The organism is Xanthomonas melonis (genome assembly GCF_020783655.1).
Taxonomy (GTDB): domain Bacteria; phylum Pseudomonadota; class Gammaproteobacteria; order Xanthomonadales; family Xanthomonadaceae; genus Xanthomonas; species Xanthomonas melonis.
Window position 1 is genome coordinate 104,290 of record NZ_JAJGQH010000012.1, and the last position, 19,238, is coordinate 123,527.

Consider the following 19,238-nt stretch of genomic DNA (forward strand, 5'->3'; position numbering starts at 1 on the left):
TTTCACCTATCCGCCGCTACGAAAGCGCATCGGGCATGCACATGCACAACGACAAACAGTACGACGCCGCCTATTTCGCCCGCTGGTACGGCAAGGCCGGCCTGGCCGACCCGGCGCGCCTGCGACGCAAGGTCGCATTGGCCGTGGCCCAAGCCGAGTACTACCTGGAGCGGCCGATCCGCAGCGTGCTCGACGTCGGCTGCGGCGAAGGCGCATGGCGAGCGCCGCTGTTGGCGTTGCGCCCCAAGCTCAGCTACCTGGGCTTCGACAGCAGCGCCTACGCCGTGCAGCGCTACGGCCGCAGCCGCCAGATCCATCCGGCCCGTTTCGGCGACTTCGCCTGGCTACGCCCCTGTGCGCCGGTGGACCTGCTGATCTGCTCGGACGTGCTGCATTACGTGCCCACGCGCGAACTCAACCAGGGACTGCCAGGGCTGGCCGAATTGTGTGCAGGTGTCGCGTTCCTGGAAACCTTTGCGCAGGAGGACGCGTTCGAGGGCGACCACGACGGTTTCCAGCCCCGCCCGGCGCGCTGGTATCGCAAGCGCTTCGGTAGCGTCGGCTTTGCCGCGCTGGGGTCGCATTGCTGGCTGTCGCCGGCGCTGGCAAGCGAGGCCTCGGCCCTGGAGCACGGCTGAGCACCGGAGGCGCGGCCTTCGCCCCGTTTCCTCTGCCCTGACAACCTCAACCGCCAGCAGCCCCATTAAGGTGCAAATGCGCCAAAACCGGTATGCTGCGCGGCAGCAAAACCGCACGGATGGGTGGAATGCTTTATCAACTGCATGAGCTGACCCGCAATCTGCTTGCCCCCTGGGTGCATCAGGCCCAGGCCAACGCCAAGATGTTCTCCGATCCCGACAGCCTGTGGGCTTCGCTTCCGGGTGCCGAGCGCATGGCCGCCAGCAACGAGCTGTTCCATCGCCTGGGCAAGGAATACGAAAAGCCTGCCTGGGCGCTGGACGATGTCGAAGTGGACGGCCATTCGCTGCCCATCATCGAACGTGAAGTGCTGAGCAAGCCGTTCTGCCGCCTGCTGCGCTTCAAGCGTTTCAGCGACCATGTCGAGCTGATCGGCACGATGAAGCAGCAGCCCGCCGTGCTGGTGGTGGCGCCGCTGTCCGGCCATCACGCCACCCTGCTGCGCGATACCGTGCGCACCCTGTTGCGCAACCACAAGGTGTACGTGACCGACTGGGTAGACGCACGCATGGTGCCGCTGGAAGCCGGCGCGTTCCGGCTCGAGGATTACATCAGCTACATCCAGGACTTCATCCGTCATATCGGCGCCGAACGCCTGCATGTGGTGAGCGTGTGCCAGCCCACCGTGCCGGTGCTGGCGGCGGTGTCGCTGATGGCGTCCAACGACGAACCCACGCCGCGTTCGCTGGTGATGATGGGCGGCCCGATCGATGCGCGGCGCAGCCCGACCCAGGTCAACAACCTGGCGACCGAAAACGGCATCGAGTGGTTCCAGAACAACCTGATCCACACCGTGCCATTCCCCTACCCGGGCCATGGCCGCCAGGTGTATCCAGGCTTTCTGCAGCACGCCGGCTTCCTGTCGATGAATCCCAACCGGCACGTGATGTCGCATTGGGATTTCTATACCGATCTGGTCAAGGGCGACCTGCAGGACGCACAGGCACACCGGCAGTTCTACGACGAGTACAACGCCGTGCTCGACATGCCGGCCGAGTACTACCTGGACACGATTCGCGTGGTGTTCCAGGAGTTCCTGTTGCCGCAGGGCAAGTGGACCGTGGATGGCCAGTTGGTCAAACCCTCGGCGATCCGCAACACCGCCCTGCTCAGCATCGAAGGCGAGCTGGACGACATCGCTGGCCTGGGCCAGACCGAGGCCGTCCACGACCTGTGCACCGGCATCGATGCCGCGCACCGCCGCCACCTGGTGGTGGAAGGCGCCGGCCACTACGGCATCTTCAGCGGCCGCCGCTGGCGCGAAGTGGTGTACCCGCAGGTGCGCGAATTCATCGCCCGCTACGATGCCGATCCGGTCGGCAGCCGCGACCCGGCCACCGTCACGCCGATCCGCAAGCGCGGCAAGCGCGCCTGATCCAGGCAGACAACCATCCCCGGCAGGAATGGCCGGGGATGGTTGTTTATGGGCGTGGCAGAGCGCTCCGGCGATGTTCCCTGCCCGTCGTGTCAGTAGCGCCCGTGACCCAGTGTCAGGGAATGAGCTTAAAACCTTTGGGTTACAGCCATTCCGGCAGCGCTCATCTACAGTCGATGTCCCCTGTGCCGATACCTCTGGCCAGGTGGGTTTCACTTTTCGATAGGGCGATACGATGCAACTGACACGCTTGGCGCGGCCGGCCATGGCTGACACTTCCTTTGGCGCCACCCGGCGTCTGTGCCTGGCGATCGGACTGGCGCTGCCGGGACTCGGCATGGCCCAGGTCGCTCCTGCGCCTGCCAACGCCGAACAGGCGGTCGCCGAGCCGGCCAAGCGCCCGGACACGACGGCACCGGCGACGGCCAAGGGCTACCCGCTCGAAGCCCAGGGCTGGGGTTCCAAGCAGGGCGGCAACATGTGGCAGGTGCGCTGGGCCGAGGACTGGTCGTATCTGAAGGATCGCTCCAAGCGCAAGAGTCCGTTCGATCCGCTCAAATACATTCCGCTCAGCGAGGACGGCGATGTCTACGTTTCGCTCAGCAACGAGCTGCGCGTGCGCAGCAATACGATCACCAATCCTGGCCTGATTCCCGGCAGCCACTCGCAGCAGCAATACCTGTTCCGCGCGTTCTTCGGCGCGGACTGGCACGTGGGCGAGCACTTCCGCCTCTACACCGAACTGGCGCACGGCAGCCTGGACGGGCGCAACGAAGGCACCAAGACCGGTACGCAGGAAAACAACGCCATCCTGCAGCAGGTCTTCTTCGACGTGAAGGGCAACATCGGCGGCGCCGACACCGGCCTGCGGGTTGGCCGCCAGGTGTTTGTCGACGGCCCCACCACCTTGATGGCACTGCGCGACAACACCGACATCTTCGTCACCTTCAACGGTGCGCGCGCCTGGGCGATCGGTGAGAAGACCCGCGTGGACGTGTTCGACTTCAACTTCAACCTGGACGGGACCGAAGGCCTGGGCGACGACCGCATCGACCGTTCGCGGCATTTCCGCGGCGTGGTGGGCGGCTATCGGTTGCCCACCGCCAAGCCGATGTACCTGGAGCCGTTCTTCTATCAGTTCCGCAACGACAACCAGGTCTGGGGCCGGCAGACCGCCGAGGAAAATCGCAACTACTACGGCCTGCGCCTGTGGGGCAACGTGGGCAAGCTGCGCACCGATTCGTTCGTGGCCGTGCAGCGTGGCAGCTTCGGCGGGCGTGACCTGCGCGCCTATATGGCCAGCACCTCCAACGCCTGGACCCTGAGCGATGCGGGCTGGAAGCCGCGTCTGGGCTTCCATAGCGAAATCGCGTCCGGCGGCGGCGGCACGTCCGGCACCGGCACGCTCCGCAACAACAATTTCCTGTACGGCAACACGATCTACTTCAGCTGGGCCACGTTCTTCGGCCCGGTCAATCTGGTCACCGCCGCGCCGACGTTCACCTTCTCGCCCACCTCCAAGATCACCGTCAATCTGGAATGGGAAACCCTGTGGCGCCAGACCACCAGCGACGCGATCTACAACAACCAGGCGCGTGCCTATGCACGGACCCAGAACACCGGCGAACGGCGCATCGGCACCATGCCGCGCATCAACGCCACCTGGAACATCGATCCGAACTGGTCGGTGACCTTCCGCGCCGAACACCTGATGGCCGGCCCGGCGCTGACCAAGGCCGGTTACGGCGATTCGACCTTCGTGATGGGCTGGTTGAACTTCCGCTTCTGAGTGCCTGCGGTGGATCGGTGCGCGTGCGCACCGACGCGTTTTGCCGGTGCAGCCGTTCACCTGCAGCAGCGATGCATGCGCATGCCGCGCCCTGTCCGGGGCGCGGCATGTTGCTTTTCACCGTCTGTACGACAGTCGATGCCAGGAGCGCGGGCCGCACACCGTCTGCTGCAGTGGCGACCGCACCGATTCGGCCCTCAATCTCCAGGACCACGTTTGGCGGACTGGGCCGTGGCTGCCCGCTCCCTCGTCATCGGAAGACTGCGCCCATCGCGACGCGACTGGATCGAAGTGGTCGCGCGCTCGGCGGCACGCCGGCTGGCAGGTACTGGCCAGCGATACTCTCCGGCGCCGTCTTTGCGTCGGGCGTACTGAACGATGGTCAGATGCTTGCCGTCGTCCTGGGCCTGCAGCGGGCGCGTGGTTCCGCGTAGCGCTGGCGGCAGGTCGGCGAGTCGCTGCGCAAGCGGCCTTGTATCGGCCGGACGATCGCGCAGCCACAGCAGGGCCGTCACCGTCCGTACCGCCGCAGCGGTGTCCTGCAACGTGTGCTGGTGATTGGCATGGTCCGGACGCGCCACGTTGGCCAGCAGGCAGCCGATGGCATTGGCCACGCAGGCCACCGTGGCCGTGTCGGGCTCTGCCACCATGCCGGGCGGCAGCGCCTGATCCTGCGCCAGCAATGCCTGCACCGGCGCGCTGCAGGCCCAGGTAAAGGTCGGCGCCAGCAGCGCCTGGGTGCGCTCGCGATCCAGCAGCTGTGGCGAGATGCGATCCAGCCAGTCGCCATCGCCCTGCTGGACGGACGCGTCCTGCAGCATCGAAAACACCCTCCGCGATTCGCCATGCAAGGCATTGCAGAGCGAACGCTCCTCCATCCCTGCGGGTGCGAACGCCGCGGCACAGTGCGCTGGCAACGGCAGCTGCGCAGGCAGCTCGGCCAGCATGTCGGCGAACAGCTGCGCATCGCCACGCAGCATCGCAGCGCCAATCAACGTGATCGCCAGGTTGTCGCCGCTACGCAGCAGGACGCGGGCAACCTGCGCATCGGTGCAGACATCGCTCAAGGCCTGGGTGGTATGCCCCTTTGCGAAGGCCAGTGCGCTGGCCGTCATCGCCAGCGTTATCCGCGGCAGCTCCGGCAACAGCGTCTCGGCGTGCGGCGGGAGCGGGTTGCGGTAGTCGGTGTAGTGCGCCAACGTCCGCATCCTGGCCAACATCGGCGCCTGTGCGGCCAGCGCATCGGCATAGGCCTGCGGTTGTTCGCGCACGCGCTGCAGACATCCGCCGGCGCCGGCACGGCACAGGGCTGGCGCGGTGGCTGGCCAGCCAGGCAGGCGCGGATAGTCCGCGGCGGCGCGGCGAAACGGCGCCTGCCTCGGCAGCCGATTCAGGCGTTCCATGTCCTGGGCCAGCACGGTCTCGCGCTGCGCTTCCGGAACCGCATAGGACAACGACCACAGCGCCGCGAACATGTTGGGCCCACGCAACGGCTGCAGCGGCTGACGCAGTTGCGCCAGCGCCTGCCGCTCTGCGTCGGGGATCGGCCAGCGTTGGGAAACGGCATACAGCGCCACCAATACCGCGAGCAGAATGCAGACACCGAGCAAGGCGGTCTTGAGGAACTTGGCGAGCATGTGCACGTTCTTCCCTGGGAAGCCGCACATCTTATCGATGTCGCGCTGTTTCAGTGGGCAAAACATTCGGCGGCCGATGGGGCGGCGAACCCGCGTCTCTTCCGTCAAAGAGCAGCAGACGCTTCCCACCTTGTTCCCCGGCAGATTCGTTGCAAGAACGATCGTCCCGCACACCAGCGGCGGCGGTGCCCTCATCCGGCGCTACGCGCCACCTTCTTTCAGGGGGAGAAGGGAAGCGTTTGAACCAATGACCGGGTTGTGGCGGTCGACGCACAGCGAAGCGCTTTGACCAATCCCGAATGCCCAATCTCCAATCCCCGCCCCACCTCCACCGGACGCGGCCGAATGCCTACACTATGCCGATGTCCGAATCCCCCACTCCGCACGCACGCCCTTCCCTGCAACGCGTCTTCCTGACCGGGTTGCTCACCTTGCTACCGGTCTGGCTGACCTGGGTGGTGGTGAAGTTTGTCTTCGCGCTGCTCTCGGGCATCAGTAGCCCCTGGGTGGTGCCCCTGTCCGAGCGCATCGCCGCGTCGTTTCCGGACTACCTGGGCTGGATCAAGGCGCTCTGGGTGCAGAACACCATCGCCCTGATCGCAACGGTGGCGGTGATCCTGTTCGTCGGCATCCTGAGCCGGCGCGTGATCGGCCAGCGCTTGCTGCGCTGGTTCGAGGCGGTCATGCGGCGCATTCCGCTGGCCAGCGTGGTCTACGACAGCGCGCGCAAGCTGCTGGACATCCTGCAGACGCAGCCCGGCAGCACCCAGCGCGTGGTGCTGATCGACTTCCCGCATCGCGACATGAAATCGGTGGGCCTGGTCACCCGCGTGATCAAGGAGCAGGGCACCGGCCGCGAGCTGGCGGCAGTGTATGTGCCCACCACGCCCAACCCCACCTCCGGCTATCTGGAAATCGTGCCGGTGGAGCTGCTCACGCCCACCGACTGGAGCGTGGACCAGGCGATGAGCTTCATCATCTCCGGTGGCGCAGTGGCACCCGAATCGGTGCCCTTCACCCGCACGGCGGATCGCTGAGACCATGGCGCACACGCGGACCCTGGACGATCGCGCGGTGCGCCTGTTCATCGCGCTGGCTGCGTTCTTCTGCGTCAACGCCGCGCTGGCCGAGTTCATCGGGGTCAAGATCTTCGCGCTGGAAGACACCCTGGGCATCGCGCCGCTGAACTGGAACCTGTTCGGCCAGACCGGCTCGCTGAGCTTCACCGCCGGCACCTTGTTGTGGCCGGTGGTGTTCATCATGACCGACACCATCAACGAGTTCTTCGGCAGCCGCGGGGTGCGTTTCATCTCGTGGGTGGCGGTGGCGCTGATCGGTTATGGCTTCGTGTTCGCCTTCGCTGCGATCGCACTGGCACCGGCTGGCTGGTGGATCACCGCAGCGCAGAGCCAGGGCGTGCCGGACTACCAGGCGGCGTTCGCGGCGGTGTTCGGGCAGGGTTTGTGGACCATCGGTGGCTCGCTGGTGGCATTCCTGGTCGGCCAGCTGATCGATGTGTCGGTGTTCCACCGCATCCGCCGCGTCACCGGCGAAAAGCACGTGTGGCTGCGCGCCACCGGTTCCACCGCGGTTTCCCAGCTGGTGGACAGCTTCGTGGTGATCTACATCGCCTTCGTGCTCGGCCCGCAGCATTGGTCGATGGACCAGTTCCTGGCGGTGAGCACGCTCAACTATGTCTACAAGATGGGCTTCGCGGTGGCGCTGATCCCGCTGCTGTATCTGGCGCGGCGCGGCATCGGCCTGTATCTGGGCGCCGCGCGTGCCGAGCAGTTGCGCGAGGAAGCCGCCGCCGATTGAGCCTGGCCGCAGCGCGCCTGCCTTCCGCAGAGCCAGGCGCCGCAAAGGCCCGGTCCGGTTGGCGCAGCGCACCAGGCGTGGCCGGGCGGGTCCAGGACCGGGCCATGCATGAATTGCGGATGGGCGGTATGCCCGCCATGGGTGGCCGTCGCGGTGCGGATCGGGCAAGCTCCCCGCTCGCTTGTTTCCGGAGCCGGTAATGCCCCCGAGCTTTTCCCGCCTGTTGTCGCTGGTCCTCGCCACCGTGCTGAGCCTGTCGGTGGCGCCGCCCGCCGATGCCGCCAAGAAGAAGACCGCCAAGGCACAGACCACGCAGACGCGCGCGAAGGCGAGCAAGGCCAAGAAGACCACCAAGCCGGCCAGGAGCGCCAAGCCGGCCAAGGGCAGCAGAGCCGCCAAGGCCAGGCCGCGCGCAGTGGCCGCACCGGTGGTGCTGAGCAAGGCGCAGCAACTCAACCTGCTCTACGACCAGTACTGGGACGCCTCGCTCAAGCTCAACCCGTTGCAGGCCACCTTCCAGGGCGAGAGCCGTTACAACGACCAGTTGCCCAATTTCCTGTCGCCGGCGTTCCGCCAGCAGTCGCACGACTTCACCGTCCTGTGGCTGGGCAAGGCCGAAGCGCTGGGCTCCGACGGACTGAGCGGCCAGGACCTGCTCAGCTACCAGATCTTCGTGCGCGATGCGCGCAGCGCGCTGGCCGCCGAGCAGTTCCCCAGCTGGATGCTGCCGATCAACCAGTTCTACAACATCGCCAGCATCGCGGTGGTGCTCGGCTCGGGCACCGGCGCGCAACCGTTCAAGACGGTCAAGGACTACGACAACTGGTCGCGGCGTGCGCTCGGCATTCCCGACCTGTTCGACCAGGCCATCGCCAATATGCGCGCCGGCATGCAGGCCGGCGTGGTGCAGCCCAAGGTGCTGATGCAGAAGGTGCTGCCGCAACTGGATGCGATCATTGCGCGCACCGCCGAGGACAGCCTGTTCTGGGGACCGATCCGCAACCTGCCGGCGGATATGCCCGAGGCCGACAAGCAGCGCCTCACCGCCGAGTACAAGCGGCTGATCGAAGTGCGCATCCTGCCCGCCTATCGCGCGCTGCGCGGCTTCATCGCCACCGAGTACCTGCCGGCCTGCCGCGATACCGACGGCCTGGCCGCGCTGCCCAACGGCGCGGCCTGGTACGCCTATGACGTGCGCCAGAGCACCACCTCCGAGCTGTCCCCCGAGCAGATCCACCAGATCGGGCTGGACGAGGTGGCGCGCCTGCAGGGCGAGATCCAGACGCTGACCAGGCAGGTGAAGTTCCGCGGCAACCTGCCCAAGTTCTACAAGTTCATGCAGACCGACAAGCGTTTCAGCTTCCGCAGCGACACCGAGCTGCTGGGCTATTACCGCGGCCTGCAGGGACGCGTGCAGGCCGCGGTGCCGCGCCTGTTCGCGCTGCAGGGCATTCCCGAGCTGGAAGTGCGTGCGGTGGAACCGCAACGCGCGCAGTCGGCGGCCAGCGGTTCGTACATGCGCCCCAGCGCGAATGGCAGCGCGGGCAGCACACCGGGCATCTTCTACGTCAATACCTCCGACCTGCCCTCGCGCCGGACCTGGGAAGCGGAGAGCCTGTACCTGCACGAAGCCATCCCCGGCCATCACTACCAGCTCGGGCTACAGCAGCAGCTGACCGACCTGCCCAAGTTCCGCCGCCTGGGCGGCGAGACGGCCTACATCGAAGGCTGGGGCCTGTACGCCGAATCGCTGGGCCGCGAGCTGGGGCTCTACCAGGACCCCTACAACTACTACGGCTACCTGCAGAACGCGCTGTGGCGTTCGATCCGGCTGGTGGCCGATACCGGCTTGCACAGCAAGGGTTGGACGCGCACCCAGGCCATCGATTACATGCTGGACAACTCGGCGATGAGCCGCACCGATGCCGAGGCCGAAGTCGACCGCTACATGGCCATCCCCGGCCAGGCGCTGGCCTACAAGGTGGGCGAGATGAAGATCGCGCAGTTGCGCGAACAGGCCCAGCGCGAGCTGGGGCCGCGCTTCGACGTGCGCGCCTTCCACACCGAAGTGCTCAAGGACGGCTCGGTGCCGCTGGAAATCCTGCAGGACAAGATCCAGCGCTGGATCGCAGCGCAAAAGGGCTGAGCCGGCTCGGCCCAACGCGCGCGTCCGACCAGGCAGCGCGCACGGCAGGCCGGCGCAGCCGTTGCCCGCTGCGCCGGCCGCTACACTACCCGCTCCATTGGAGGGAGTAACGATGCAGCCGCACGACGACCACAGCGACCACGCATTGCCGCGCGAGATCGCAGCGCAAGCGCCGTTTCTTTCGCCCAGCCTTGCTGCACGCCTGCAGGATGGCCAATGGCAGCGCAATCTGGTTGGAGAGGCGGGAGCGGAGGTATTTCGCGTGCGACTCCCCACCGGGCCGGAGGTGTTCCTCAAGCAGGCAAGTGGCGCGACCGCGCACGCGCTGACCGAGGAGATGGCCCGCCTGGAGTGGTTGTCCAGTTTGGCGGGCGAGCTGCCGCCGGTGCCAAGCGTCGAGCACTTCGAGTGCGCGGCAGGCCACAGCTGGCTGCTGACACGCGCGATGCCGGGCCGGACAGCGAACGAATGGCTGCAGGAGGCGCCTGGACGCGGCCTCGCCATCGTGCAATCGCTGGCGACGGCGCTGCGCCGCTGGCATGCGCTGCCGGTGCAACACTGCCCGTTCAACGCCGATCACACGCTGCGGCTTGCCCAGGCCCGCCAACGCCTCGATGCCGGACTGATCGACGCGGACGATTTCGACGACGCCCGCGCCGGCTGGACGCCCGAGGACGTCTGGGACGCGATGCACGCGCTGCTGCCGCTGCGGATGGAGCGTGTGGTCACTCATGGCGACTACTCGCTGGACAACATCCTGCTCGATGCGCAGGGCCAGGTGACCGGCATCATCGACGTGGGCCGTGCCGGAATCGCCGATCCGTACCAGGACCTGGCGATCCTCTGGAACGGCCTGTCGGAATTCGGCGAAGACCTCCAGCAGGCGCTGCTGCCGGCGTACGGAACCGCAATGGACAGCGACAGGCTCACGTTCCACCTGTGTCTGGACGAGTGCTTCTGAGGCATCCACACGCCGGCCGATCGACCCGCGCGCCATCGGTTCGACGCAATGCCCCCGCCCCGCATCCACGCTGCATCCGGATGCGCGCACCTGCGGGACTGCATGCACCGCACACTGGATCAGCCTTGCGCACACGCCGCCGCCAGCGCGGCGATATCGCGCGGGCTGGTGCGGCAGCAACCACCGATCAGGCGCGCGCCGGCCGCCCGCCATTGCGCGTGCTGGTCGGCCAGGGTGAGCACAGCCCCATGGCCGGCGTGCCAGCGCTTGTCGGCCGCGTCGTAGTGCTCGCCGGAGTTGGGGTACACCACCAGCGGTAATGCGGTCAGCGCCGACAGGCTGTGCAATGCAGCGGTCACTTGATCCAGCGCAATGCAGTTGATGCCAACTGCGATCACCTGAGCACAGGCATCCAGCGCTGGCACCACCTGTGCCAGCGGAGTGCCATCGCTCAGATGCGCCGCATCGCGCAGGGTGAACGAGAACCACGCATGCAGTTGCGGGAATTGGTTTTGCAACAACAGTCGCAACGCTTCGATCTCGCTGGCCGATGGCAAGGTCTCGCAGGCCAGCACATCCACCCCGGCCGCCGCCAGCGCGGCGATGCGCGGACGGTGGAAGTCCATCATCTGCTCCAGCGGCAGCACGTAGTCGCCACGATACTCCGAGCCATCGGCCAGGTACGCGCCGTACGGCCCCACCGAGCCTGCCACCCACAACGGCGCAGCATCCGGCTGCAGCTGCAGGTGATCGGCGCGTGCCTGCGCGGCCAGCTGCACGCTGCGCGCGACCAGTGCCTGCGACTGCGCCAGATCCAGTCCGCGCGCGGCGAACCCCAGCGGGGTCGCCTGATAGCTGGCGGTGATCGCGCATTGCGCACCGGCGGCGAAGTAGTCGCGGTGCACCTGGTAGATCAGCTCCGGCTGCTCCATCAGCACCCGTGCCGACCACAGCGCATCGTTGAGATCGCAGCCGCGTTGCTCCAGTTCGGTGGCCAGGGCGCCATCCAGCAGGACAACCCCGTCGTGCTGCAAGGCCTGGCTGAAGGGCGCGTTGGCACGCGGCCGGCGGGAAGCAATCGTCATGCGTGCAGTCTCCGGGCTGCCAGCCGCTGGGTCAGTGCGTAGGCGCCGTAACACAGCGCCACGAAGGGAATCCCGCAGTACAGTGCAATGCGCTGCTGCGGATCGAACGCCAGCCCGATGCAGGCCAGCAGGCACAGCGTCAATCCCAGAATCGGCGTCCACGGATACCACGGCGCCCGATAGGCCAGCGTTTCCACGGCGATACCGTCGTCAAGCAGTTGGCGGCGAAAACGGTAATGCGCAGCGCAAATGCTCAGCCATACCACCACCACCGCAAACCCCGAGACCGCCGAGATCGCAACGAACACGGTGTCGGCCGCATAGACGGCGGTCAGCAGCGCAAGCAGACCACCCAGCATGCTGAACGCCACCGCATGCAGTGGAATGCCGCGGCGGGTCAGCCGCGCCAGGCCTGCCGGCAAGGTACCTTCGTTGGCCAGCGACCACAGCATGCGCGAGGCGGCATACAGCCCGGAATTGGCGGCCGACAGGATCGCGGTCAGGATCACCGCGTTCAACACGTCGGCCGCATACGGAATACCCAACAGCTCGAAGCCGCGTACGAAGGGACTGGTGTCCACCGCCGCCTGCCCGGCCGGCAGCAACGCCGCCAGCACCAGCACCGTGCCGACGAACAGCACCACCAGCCGCACCAGGGTCGTCCGGATCGCCAACGGAATCGCACGCGCAGGCTGCGCGGTTTCGCCGGCAGCCACGCCGATCAACTCGGTCCCGGAGAACGCGAAGTTGACCGCCACCATCGTCATCAGGATCGGCAGGGTGCCCTGCGCGAACCAGCCATCACTACGCAGATGGCGCAGGCCTGGCGGTGGCGTGCCATCGGCCAGCGGCAGCACGCCCACCACCGCTGCACCGCCCAGCACGATGAAGACCAGCAGGGTGATCACCTTGATCAGCGCAAACCAGAATTCGCCTTCGGCGAACCAGCGCGCCGACACCGTGTTCAAGCCGAAGATCAGCGCGCAGAACAGCAGGCACCATGACCATGCCGGGCTGTGCGGAAACCAGTACTGCATGCAGAACGCCGCGGCCGTGAGGCTGGAGCCCAGCGCCACGGTCCAGCTCAGCCAGTACAGCCACGCCACCACGTAACCGGTGGCCGGCCCCAGATAGCGCGTGGCATACACATGGAAGGCGCCGGTCTGCGGCATCGCCACGGCCAGTTCGCCAAGGCATTGCATCACCAGGTACACCACCAGTGCACCGATGCTGTACGCGATCACCGTGCCCAGCGCGCCGGTGCTGGCGATGATGTAACCGGAATTGAAGAACAGACCGGTGCCGATCACCCCACCCAGCGACAGCATCACCAGATGGCGCACCTGCATGCTGCGCTGGAACTGCATGGCGGTGGTGGAGGACGGCTCGGGCATGAATGAATCTGGTCGGCGTTCCCCGCATCGTGCCATGCGCGCGCGGGCGAGCACAGCCATGCGCGGTGGAGCTGTGACGCAGAGCCTGCCGCTCACTGGCAGGCGGTTATGCTGCCGATCGGTTTCTACTGGCCCTTCCCATGCCACGCCATCGCCGTACCGCTCTGCACACGTCCCCGCGCAGTCTCGCCACCTGGTGCTTGCCTGGGCGCTTGCCCGCTCCACACCGTGCAACGTGCGCGGGCGCCGTCGATCCTGCCGCGCCATGCAAGGCGCGCACGCGCCCTGCGCGCAACACGTGCTCGAACACGTGGACATCGACCCGCTTGCCGACAGCCCTGACGTGGAGCGCGGCATGATGCTCGCCGGAATTCACCACGTGGCGATCATCGCCGGCGACTATGCGCGCTCCAAACAGTTCTACTGCCAGATTCTGGGCTTGCGCGTGCTCGATGAGCATTACCGCCAGGCACGCGATTCCTGGAAGCTGGATCTGGCGTTGCCCGATGGCGGCCAGATCGAACTGTTCTCATTCCCCAATGCCCCCACCCGTCCCAGTCGCCCGGAAGCGCAGGGACTGCGCCACCTAGCCTTTCGCGTGGCGGACCTCGACCGTGTCGTGGCGCATCTCAACGCGCATGGCGTAGTGACCGAAGACATTCGCATCGATGAGTACACCGGGCGACGTTTCACCTTCTTCGCCGATCCGGACGATCTGCCGCTGGAGCTGTACGAGACCTCTTGAATCCCGCTTTCGGCGATCAAAGGCAGTCACATCGGCTACGCCTGCACGTCTTGGCGGCATGACTTCCGGCGGATGCAGCGACCTGGCATGCACGCAGAAGATTCCGATACCCCAGGGACACAGGAACCGTCGATGCTGCAGATTCGTGCGTTGTCCAAGACCTACGCCAATGGCGTGCATGCGCTGCAAGGTGTCACGCTCGACATTCCGCGCGGCATGTTCGGGTTGCTGGGGCCAAACGGTGCCGGCAAATCTTCGTTGATGCGCACACTGGCGACGCTGCAGGAAGCCGACGCGGGTAGCGTCACGTTGCGTAGCGCCGATGGCAGCAGTCTGGACGTGTTGAAGGACAAGGATGGCCTGCGCCGCCGGCTGGGGTATCTGCCGCAGGATTTCGGGGTCTACCCGAAGGTCAGCGCGCTGGACATGCTCGACCACTTCGCCGTGCTCAAGGGGCTGACCAGCCGCGGCCAGCGCAAGGAGGTGGTCGAACGGTTGCTGCAACAGGTCAATCTGTGGGACGCGCGCAAGCGCAAGCTCGGCACGTATTCCGGCGGCATGCGCCAGCGCTTCGGCATCGCGCAGGCACTGCTGGGCGACCCGCAACTGGTCATCGTCGACGAACCCACGGCCGGGCTGGACCCGGAAGAACGCAATCGATTCTTGAACCTGCTGGCCGAAATCGGCGAGAACGTTGTGGTGATCCTGTCCACCCACATCGTCGAGGACGTCACCGACCTGTGCCCATCGATGGCCATCATGAACAAGGGCCAGGTGCTGCTGAGCGGCCGGCCCGCCGATGCGATCGCCATGCTCGATCAGCAGGTCTGGCGCAAGCAGGTCAGCAAGCCCAGCCTGCCCGACTACGAGGCACGCTTCACCGTGCTGTCGACGCGCTTGATCGCCGGCCATCCGGTCATCCATGTGTTCAGCGCCGATTGCCCGGAACCGGGCTTCGAACAGGTCGCTCCCGATCTTGAGGATGTCTATTTCCAGCGCCTGCGCAAGCAAGCGCTGGCTGCCTGACGGGAGCACTGCGATGATCCTGGCGTTTCTGCGCTTCGAGCTGCGCGAACAACTGCGCTCGCCCTTCCTGTGGTTGCTTGCCGTGCTGTATGCGCTGCTTGCCTTCGCCGCGCTGGCCAGCGATGCCGTGCAGATCGGTGGCGGCATCGGCAATGTGCTGCGCAACGCGCCCACCGTGATCGCCACCCTGCTGGGCATGTTCACCTTGCTCGGTCTGCTGGTGACGACCTTGTTCGTCAGCAATGCGCTGCTGCGCGATTTAGACCTCGGTACCGCCGAACTGGTGTTTTCCACCCCGGTGCGGCGCCGCGATTATTTGATCGGCCGCCTGGGGGCGGCGCTGATCGCCGGCATGATCATGTATGTGGTGATCGCGGCGGGCATGTTCGTTGCGCAATTCATGCCCTGGATCGATCAGGCCCGTCTCGGGCCGGTGGCCGTGCTGCCCTATCTCTGGTCGTTGCTGGTCCTGGTGCTGCCCAACCTGCTGTTCACCACCGCCTTGCTGGCGGTACTGGCGGTGACCACACGCAGCATCCTGTGGGTCTACATCGGCGTGATCGTGTTCTTCGTGCTCTACGGCGTGAGCCGCGCGCTGCTGGCCGATCTGGACAATGTGTGGGTCGCCACCCTGGCCGATCCGCTGGGTATCCGCGCCCTGTCGCAGACGCTGCGTTACTGGTCGGTGGAACAACGCAATCAAGGACTGCCGCCGTTGGAGGGCTATCTGCTTGCCAACCGGGCCCTGTGGCTGGGCATGAGCGCGCTGTTGTTCGCCGCCGTGTTCGCTCTGTTCCGCACCGAGCGCAGCGGTACGCGCCGGCGCCGTGGCGCAGCACCGCAGACGCCAGTTGCCGCGCCAGCGAACACCCGCGCTGCTGCGGTGCATCGCCTGACAGTGACGCCGCGCTTCGACGCAGGCACGGCATGGAAGCAACTGCTGCAGCAGGTCCGCTTCGATACGCTGGGCGTGATACGCAGTGCGCCATTCCTGGTATTGCTGGCCCTGGGCCTGGCAAATTTCATTCCCACTGCATTGTTCAACCAGCGCATGTTCGGCACTGCGATACTGCCGGTGACCTCGGTCATGCTGGAAGCCTTGCAGAACAGCTACAGCTTCCTGCTGATCATCGTGGTGCTGTTCTATGCCGGCGAGCTGGTATGGAAGGAGCGCAGCAATCGTATCGACGGCATCACCGATGCCATGCCGATCCCCAACTGGGTGCCGCTGCTCGGCAAGTTCGTTGCATTGCTGGTCGTGATCGTCAGCTTCCAGCTCGCTGGTGGGCTGACCGCCATCATGTTGCAGCTCGGCCGTGGCTACACCAGCATCGAGCCGCTGCTCTACCTCAAGACGCTGGCGCTGGGGTCGGTGCTGTACGTGCTGATGGGCGGCATGGCATTGGTGCTGCAGGTGCTGAGCAACAACAAGTTCGTCGGCTACGCCTTGCTGGTGCTGGTGCTGATCGCACAGTCGGTGCTGTCGATGCTGGATTACACCCAGAACCTCTACACCTTCGGTGGCTGGCCCAACGCCCCGTATTCGGACATGAACGGCTTCGGCCACTTCCTGCCCGGGCAATTGTGGCTCCAGGGCTACTGGGGCGTATTCCTGCTGGCCCTGTTACTGCTGTCCTCGGCGTTCTGGCCGCGCGGGGTCGGCCACCGCCTGCGTCAACGCACGCGCCTGGCGCTGCAGCGACTGCGCGGCCCGACCGGGGCGGCGTTGGCAGCCAGCATGCTGGCCTTCGCCGCGATCGGTGGCTGGCTGTACTGGAACACCAACATCTACAACACCTTCCTGTCGCCGGAACAGCAGCTGGATCTGCAGGCACGCTACGAGCGCGACTACCGCAAATACAAGGACCTGCCGCAGCCGCGCATCATCGCCGTGGACAACCGTGTCGACCTGCATCCGGAAACGCAGTCGGCGGTCATCGACGCCACCTGGACCGTGCGCAATACCCATGCCGTGCCCATCGGGCAGATCCATATCGGCATGCAGGGTCGCGATGGCGACCGCAGCCTGGTGCACGTGGATCTGGGCGGGCAGACCCTGCTCACCCATGACATCCCGGCCGGCTACCGCATCTACCGTTTGCAACGTCCGCTGCAGCCGGGCGAGCAACGCGTGTTTCGCTTCCGCGTCGATCTGCATCCGCACGGCCTGACGGCCTCGCAGGCGCAGACCGAACTGGTTGCCAACGGCAGCTTCTTCAATAGCCAGATGTTGCCCTGGTTCGGCTACAACACCCAAACCGAGCTCACCGACCGCAACGACCGCCGCAAGCGCGGGCTGGGCGAGCCCACGCGCATGCCCAAACTGGAAGACCAGGCCGCACGCGCCAACACCTACATCAGCAACGACGCCGACTGGCTTGACTTCGCCAGCACCGTCTGCACCGCGCCAGACCAGATCGCACTGGCCCCTGGCTATCTGCAGAAGGAGTACCGCCAACAGGGCAGGCGCTGCTTCCGCTACGTGATGGATCGCCCGATGCTCAACTTCTATGCCTACCTGTCGGCACGCTGGCAGGTGCGCAAGGCCTACTACAAGAAGATTCCGATCGAAATCTATTACGACCCCAAGCACCCGTACAACGTACAACGCATGATCGAGGGCGTGCAGAAGTCACTGGCCTATTACGAGGCCAATTTCACCCCATACCAGCACCACCAGGTACGCATCATCGAGTTCCCCGGCTATTCGCGGTTCGCACAATCGTTCGCCAACACCATCCCCTACTCCGAATCGATCGGTTTCATCGCCGACCTGCGCGACAAGGACGCGATCGACTACGTGTTCTACGTCACCGCGCATGAAGTGGCGCACCAGTGGTGGGCGCATCAGGTCATCGGTGCAAATGTGCAAGGCGCCACGATGCTGTCCGAGTCGCTGGCGCAGTACTCGGCGCTGATGGTGATGGAGCGCGAGTACGGGCGCGCGCATATGCGCCGCTTCCTCAAGTACGAACTGGACCGCTATCTGGAAGGACGCGGTGGCGAAACCATCGACGAACTGCCGTTGTACCGGGTCGAGAATCAGCAGTACATCCACTATCGCAAGGGCTCGCTGGTGTTCTATCGCCTGCGCGAGGAGATCGGCGAAGCAGCGCTCAATCGCGCCTTGCAGCGCTTTCTGCAGGCCAAGGCGTTCCAGCAGCCACCCTACACCACCTCCGCCGAGCTGCTTGAGGCCATTCGTGCCGAGGCACGCCCGGATCAGCAGGCAATGATCACCGATCTGTTCGAACGGATCATCTTCTACGACAACCGGGTGCTGAGCGCGCAGGCCCGCAAGCGCCCGGATGGACGCTTCGATGTGACCGTGCAGGCGCAGGCCGCCAAGTTGCAGGCCGATGGGCGTGGCAAGGAAAAGCCGGTGGCGATGGACGACTGGATCGAGGTGGCGGTCTACGGCCTGCCCGATGGCGAACATGCCGATCCTCCGATGCTGGCGCTGCAACGCCAGCATGTCACCAGCAGCGCCCACAGCTTTACCTTCACCGTCGACCGCCTGCCGTTCGAAGTCGGCTTCGACCCAGACAACAAGCTGATCGACCGGGTGCCCGACGACAATCGCAAACGGGTGAGCCTGGTAGCGAAATGAACGGCGTCGAGCCTACGGGCTGAAGCCGGCGGCAATCGGGACACCGCGTTCGCGGCAGCGGTGTGCCGGGCAACGCGGACGGCATCGATACCCATCGCCGACCGGCGGGAGCAGGGGGCCGGGTGTCGAGACGGCCCTCACGCAGCGCAGGCTTGCGGCAGCGGGGTGATGACGGGCGCCGATGGCCTGCCCGGCGCCGCGCCTCGACTTGCCGCTCAGCGTGGTGTCGCCCGACGGCGTGGCAAGCCAGGCTCTGCCCGGCAGTGCCGGCTCGCCGCTTGCCGCGCGCTGCGGCTGCTCATGCCGCCCGGCGCCGCCGTGGCACGGCGGCGTGCCGGCTTGCGCACGCGTGCCGCATGAACGCCTCCCGCGCGACATCTTTCCGCCACCATACCCCGCGGTATACATTCGCGGGCAGGCCGCCGACGGCGGCCCTAGCAATCCCTGGGAGGGGAAACATGCGCAAGACCTTCAAGACCCTGATCGTGGCCCTGCCGCTGGCCGCCGCCTCGCTGCTGGCCCAAGCCTCCGATTCGCCGGTAGGCCGCTGGAAGACCATCGATGACGAGACCGGCAAGCCCAAGTCGGTGGTGCAGATCGAACAGGCTGCCAACGGCACCCTCAGCGGCAAGGTGGTGGAAATCCTGCAATCGGCCAAGGGCCCGAACCCGCTGTGCGACAAATGCGATGGCGAGCGCAAGAACAAGCCGATCAAGGGCATGACCATCCTGTGGGGCCTCAAGCCCGACGGCACCGCCGTGTGGGGCGGCGGCTCGGTACTGGATCCTGCCAAGGGCAAGACCTACAAAGCCAAGATCACCTTGACCGAAGGCGGTAAGAAACTGCAGATGCGCGGCTATGTCGGCATCGAAGCACTCGGCCGCACGCAGACCTGGGTGCGCGAGTAACGCCGACGCCACGCAACACGGCGGTGGTGCGCAAGGCGCCGCCGT

General features: G+C 66.0%; 14 protein-coding genes. 11 read left to right on the forward strand and 3 right to left on the reverse strand.

The features are described 5' to 3' along the window. Positions 1-35: 35 nt before the first annotated feature. The 3 genes from LL964_RS13335 (at position 36) to LL964_RS13345 (ending at position 3,863) form a co-directional block, all read left to right on the forward strand. The gene (locus LL964_RS13335) at positions 36-638 is read left to right on the forward strand and encodes a methyltransferase (RefSeq protein ID WP_104588066.1); all 603 of its coding nucleotides are present in this window, start codon (positions 36-38) and stop codon (positions 636-638) included. 92 nt (positions 639-730) lie between these two features. Next, positions 731-2,074 carry a polyhydroxyalkanoate depolymerase gene (locus tag LL964_RS13340; protein ID WP_208621466.1) on the forward strand — a complete coding sequence of 448 codons (1,344 nt, stop codon included), beginning with the start codon at positions 731-733 and terminating at the stop codon, positions 2,072-2,074. A gap of 235 nt (positions 2,075-2,309) precedes the next feature. Beyond that, entirely contained in the window at positions 2,310-3,863 is a 1,554-nt protein-coding gene (locus LL964_RS13345) for an alginate export family protein (protein ID WP_146092396.1), read from the forward strand. 197 nt (positions 3,864-4,060) lie between these two features. On the opposite strand, the gene LL964_RS13350 is transcribed toward LL964_RS13345, so the two are convergent. Further along, a complete protein-coding gene (locus tag LL964_RS13350) occupies positions 4,061-5,500 on the reverse strand; it encodes a hypothetical protein (protein WP_228329451.1) in 1,440 nt (479 codons plus the stop codon). Between the two features lie 362 nt (positions 5,501-5,862). Here LL964_RS13350 and LL964_RS13355 point away from each other — a divergent pair, with 362 nt between their 5' ends. The 4 genes from LL964_RS13355 to LL964_RS13370 all read left to right on the forward strand — a co-directional run bounded on the left by LL964_RS13355 (position 5,863) and on the right by LL964_RS13370 (position 10,425). Beyond that, positions 5,863-6,537, forward strand: a complete 675-nt coding sequence (locus tag LL964_RS13355) for a DUF502 domain-containing protein (protein WP_104588068.1) — start codon at positions 5,863-5,865, stop codon at positions 6,535-6,537. 4 nt (positions 6,538-6,541) lie between these two features. Beyond that, a complete protein-coding gene (locus LL964_RS13360; RefSeq protein WP_104588069.1) occupies positions 6,542-7,318 on the forward strand; it encodes a queuosine precursor transporter in 777 nt (258 codons plus the stop codon). A 199-nt stretch (positions 7,319-7,517) separates the two neighbouring features. After that, entirely contained in the window at positions 7,518-9,464 is a 1,947-nt protein-coding gene (locus tag LL964_RS13365; protein ID WP_104588070.1) for a DUF885 domain-containing protein, read from the forward strand. 145 nt (positions 9,465-9,609) lie between these two features. Next, positions 9,610-10,425 (forward strand): APH(3') family aminoglycoside O-phosphotransferase, encoded by an 816-nt coding sequence (locus LL964_RS13370; RefSeq protein WP_425478175.1) that lies wholly within the window; start codon positions 9,610-9,612, stop codon positions 10,423-10,425. A gap of 119 nt (positions 10,426-10,544) precedes the next feature. Here LL964_RS13370 and mmuM read toward each other — a convergent pair whose 3' ends face one another. Both mmuM and mmuP read right to left on the reverse strand, forming a co-directional pair. Beyond that, positions 10,545-11,510: a homocysteine S-methyltransferase gene (gene mmuM / locus LL964_RS13375; RefSeq protein ID WP_104588072.1), complete on the reverse strand. Its 966-nt coding sequence runs from the start codon at positions 11,508-11,510 to the stop codon at positions 10,545-10,547. Further along, positions 11,507-12,904, reverse strand: coding sequence for an S-methylmethionine permease (gene mmuP, locus LL964_RS13380; RefSeq protein WP_104588073.1), 1,398 nt, complete (start codon positions 12,902-12,904; stop codon positions 11,507-11,509). The genes mmuM and mmuP overlap by 4 nt, the downstream gene beginning before the upstream one ends. A 355-nt stretch (positions 12,905-13,259) precedes the next feature. Between mmuP and gloA2 the strand changes: the two genes are divergently transcribed. From gloA2 to LL964_RS13400, 4 genes are all read left to right on the forward strand, one after another. Next, positions 13,260-13,649, forward strand: coding sequence for an SMU1112c/YaeR family gloxylase I-like metalloprotein (gene gloA2, locus LL964_RS13385; RefSeq protein WP_104588128.1), 390 nt, complete (start codon positions 13,260-13,262; stop codon positions 13,647-13,649). 132 nt (positions 13,650-13,781) lie between these two features. Further along, entirely contained in the window at positions 13,782-14,675 is an 894-nt protein-coding gene (locus LL964_RS13390) for an ABC transporter ATP-binding protein (RefSeq protein WP_104588074.1), read from the forward strand. A 13-nt stretch (positions 14,676-14,688) separates the two neighbouring features. Next, positions 14,689-18,285: a M1 family aminopeptidase gene (locus LL964_RS13395; RefSeq protein ID WP_104588075.1), complete on the forward strand. Its 3,597-nt coding sequence runs from the start codon at positions 14,689-14,691 to the stop codon at positions 18,283-18,285. Between the two features lie 458 nt (positions 18,286-18,743). Further along, on the forward strand, positions 18,744-19,193 hold the full coding sequence (locus LL964_RS13400) for a DUF2147 domain-containing protein (protein WP_104588076.1): 450 nt from the start codon (positions 18,744-18,746) through the stop codon (positions 19,191-19,193). Positions 19,194-19,238: the final 45 nt, after the last annotated feature.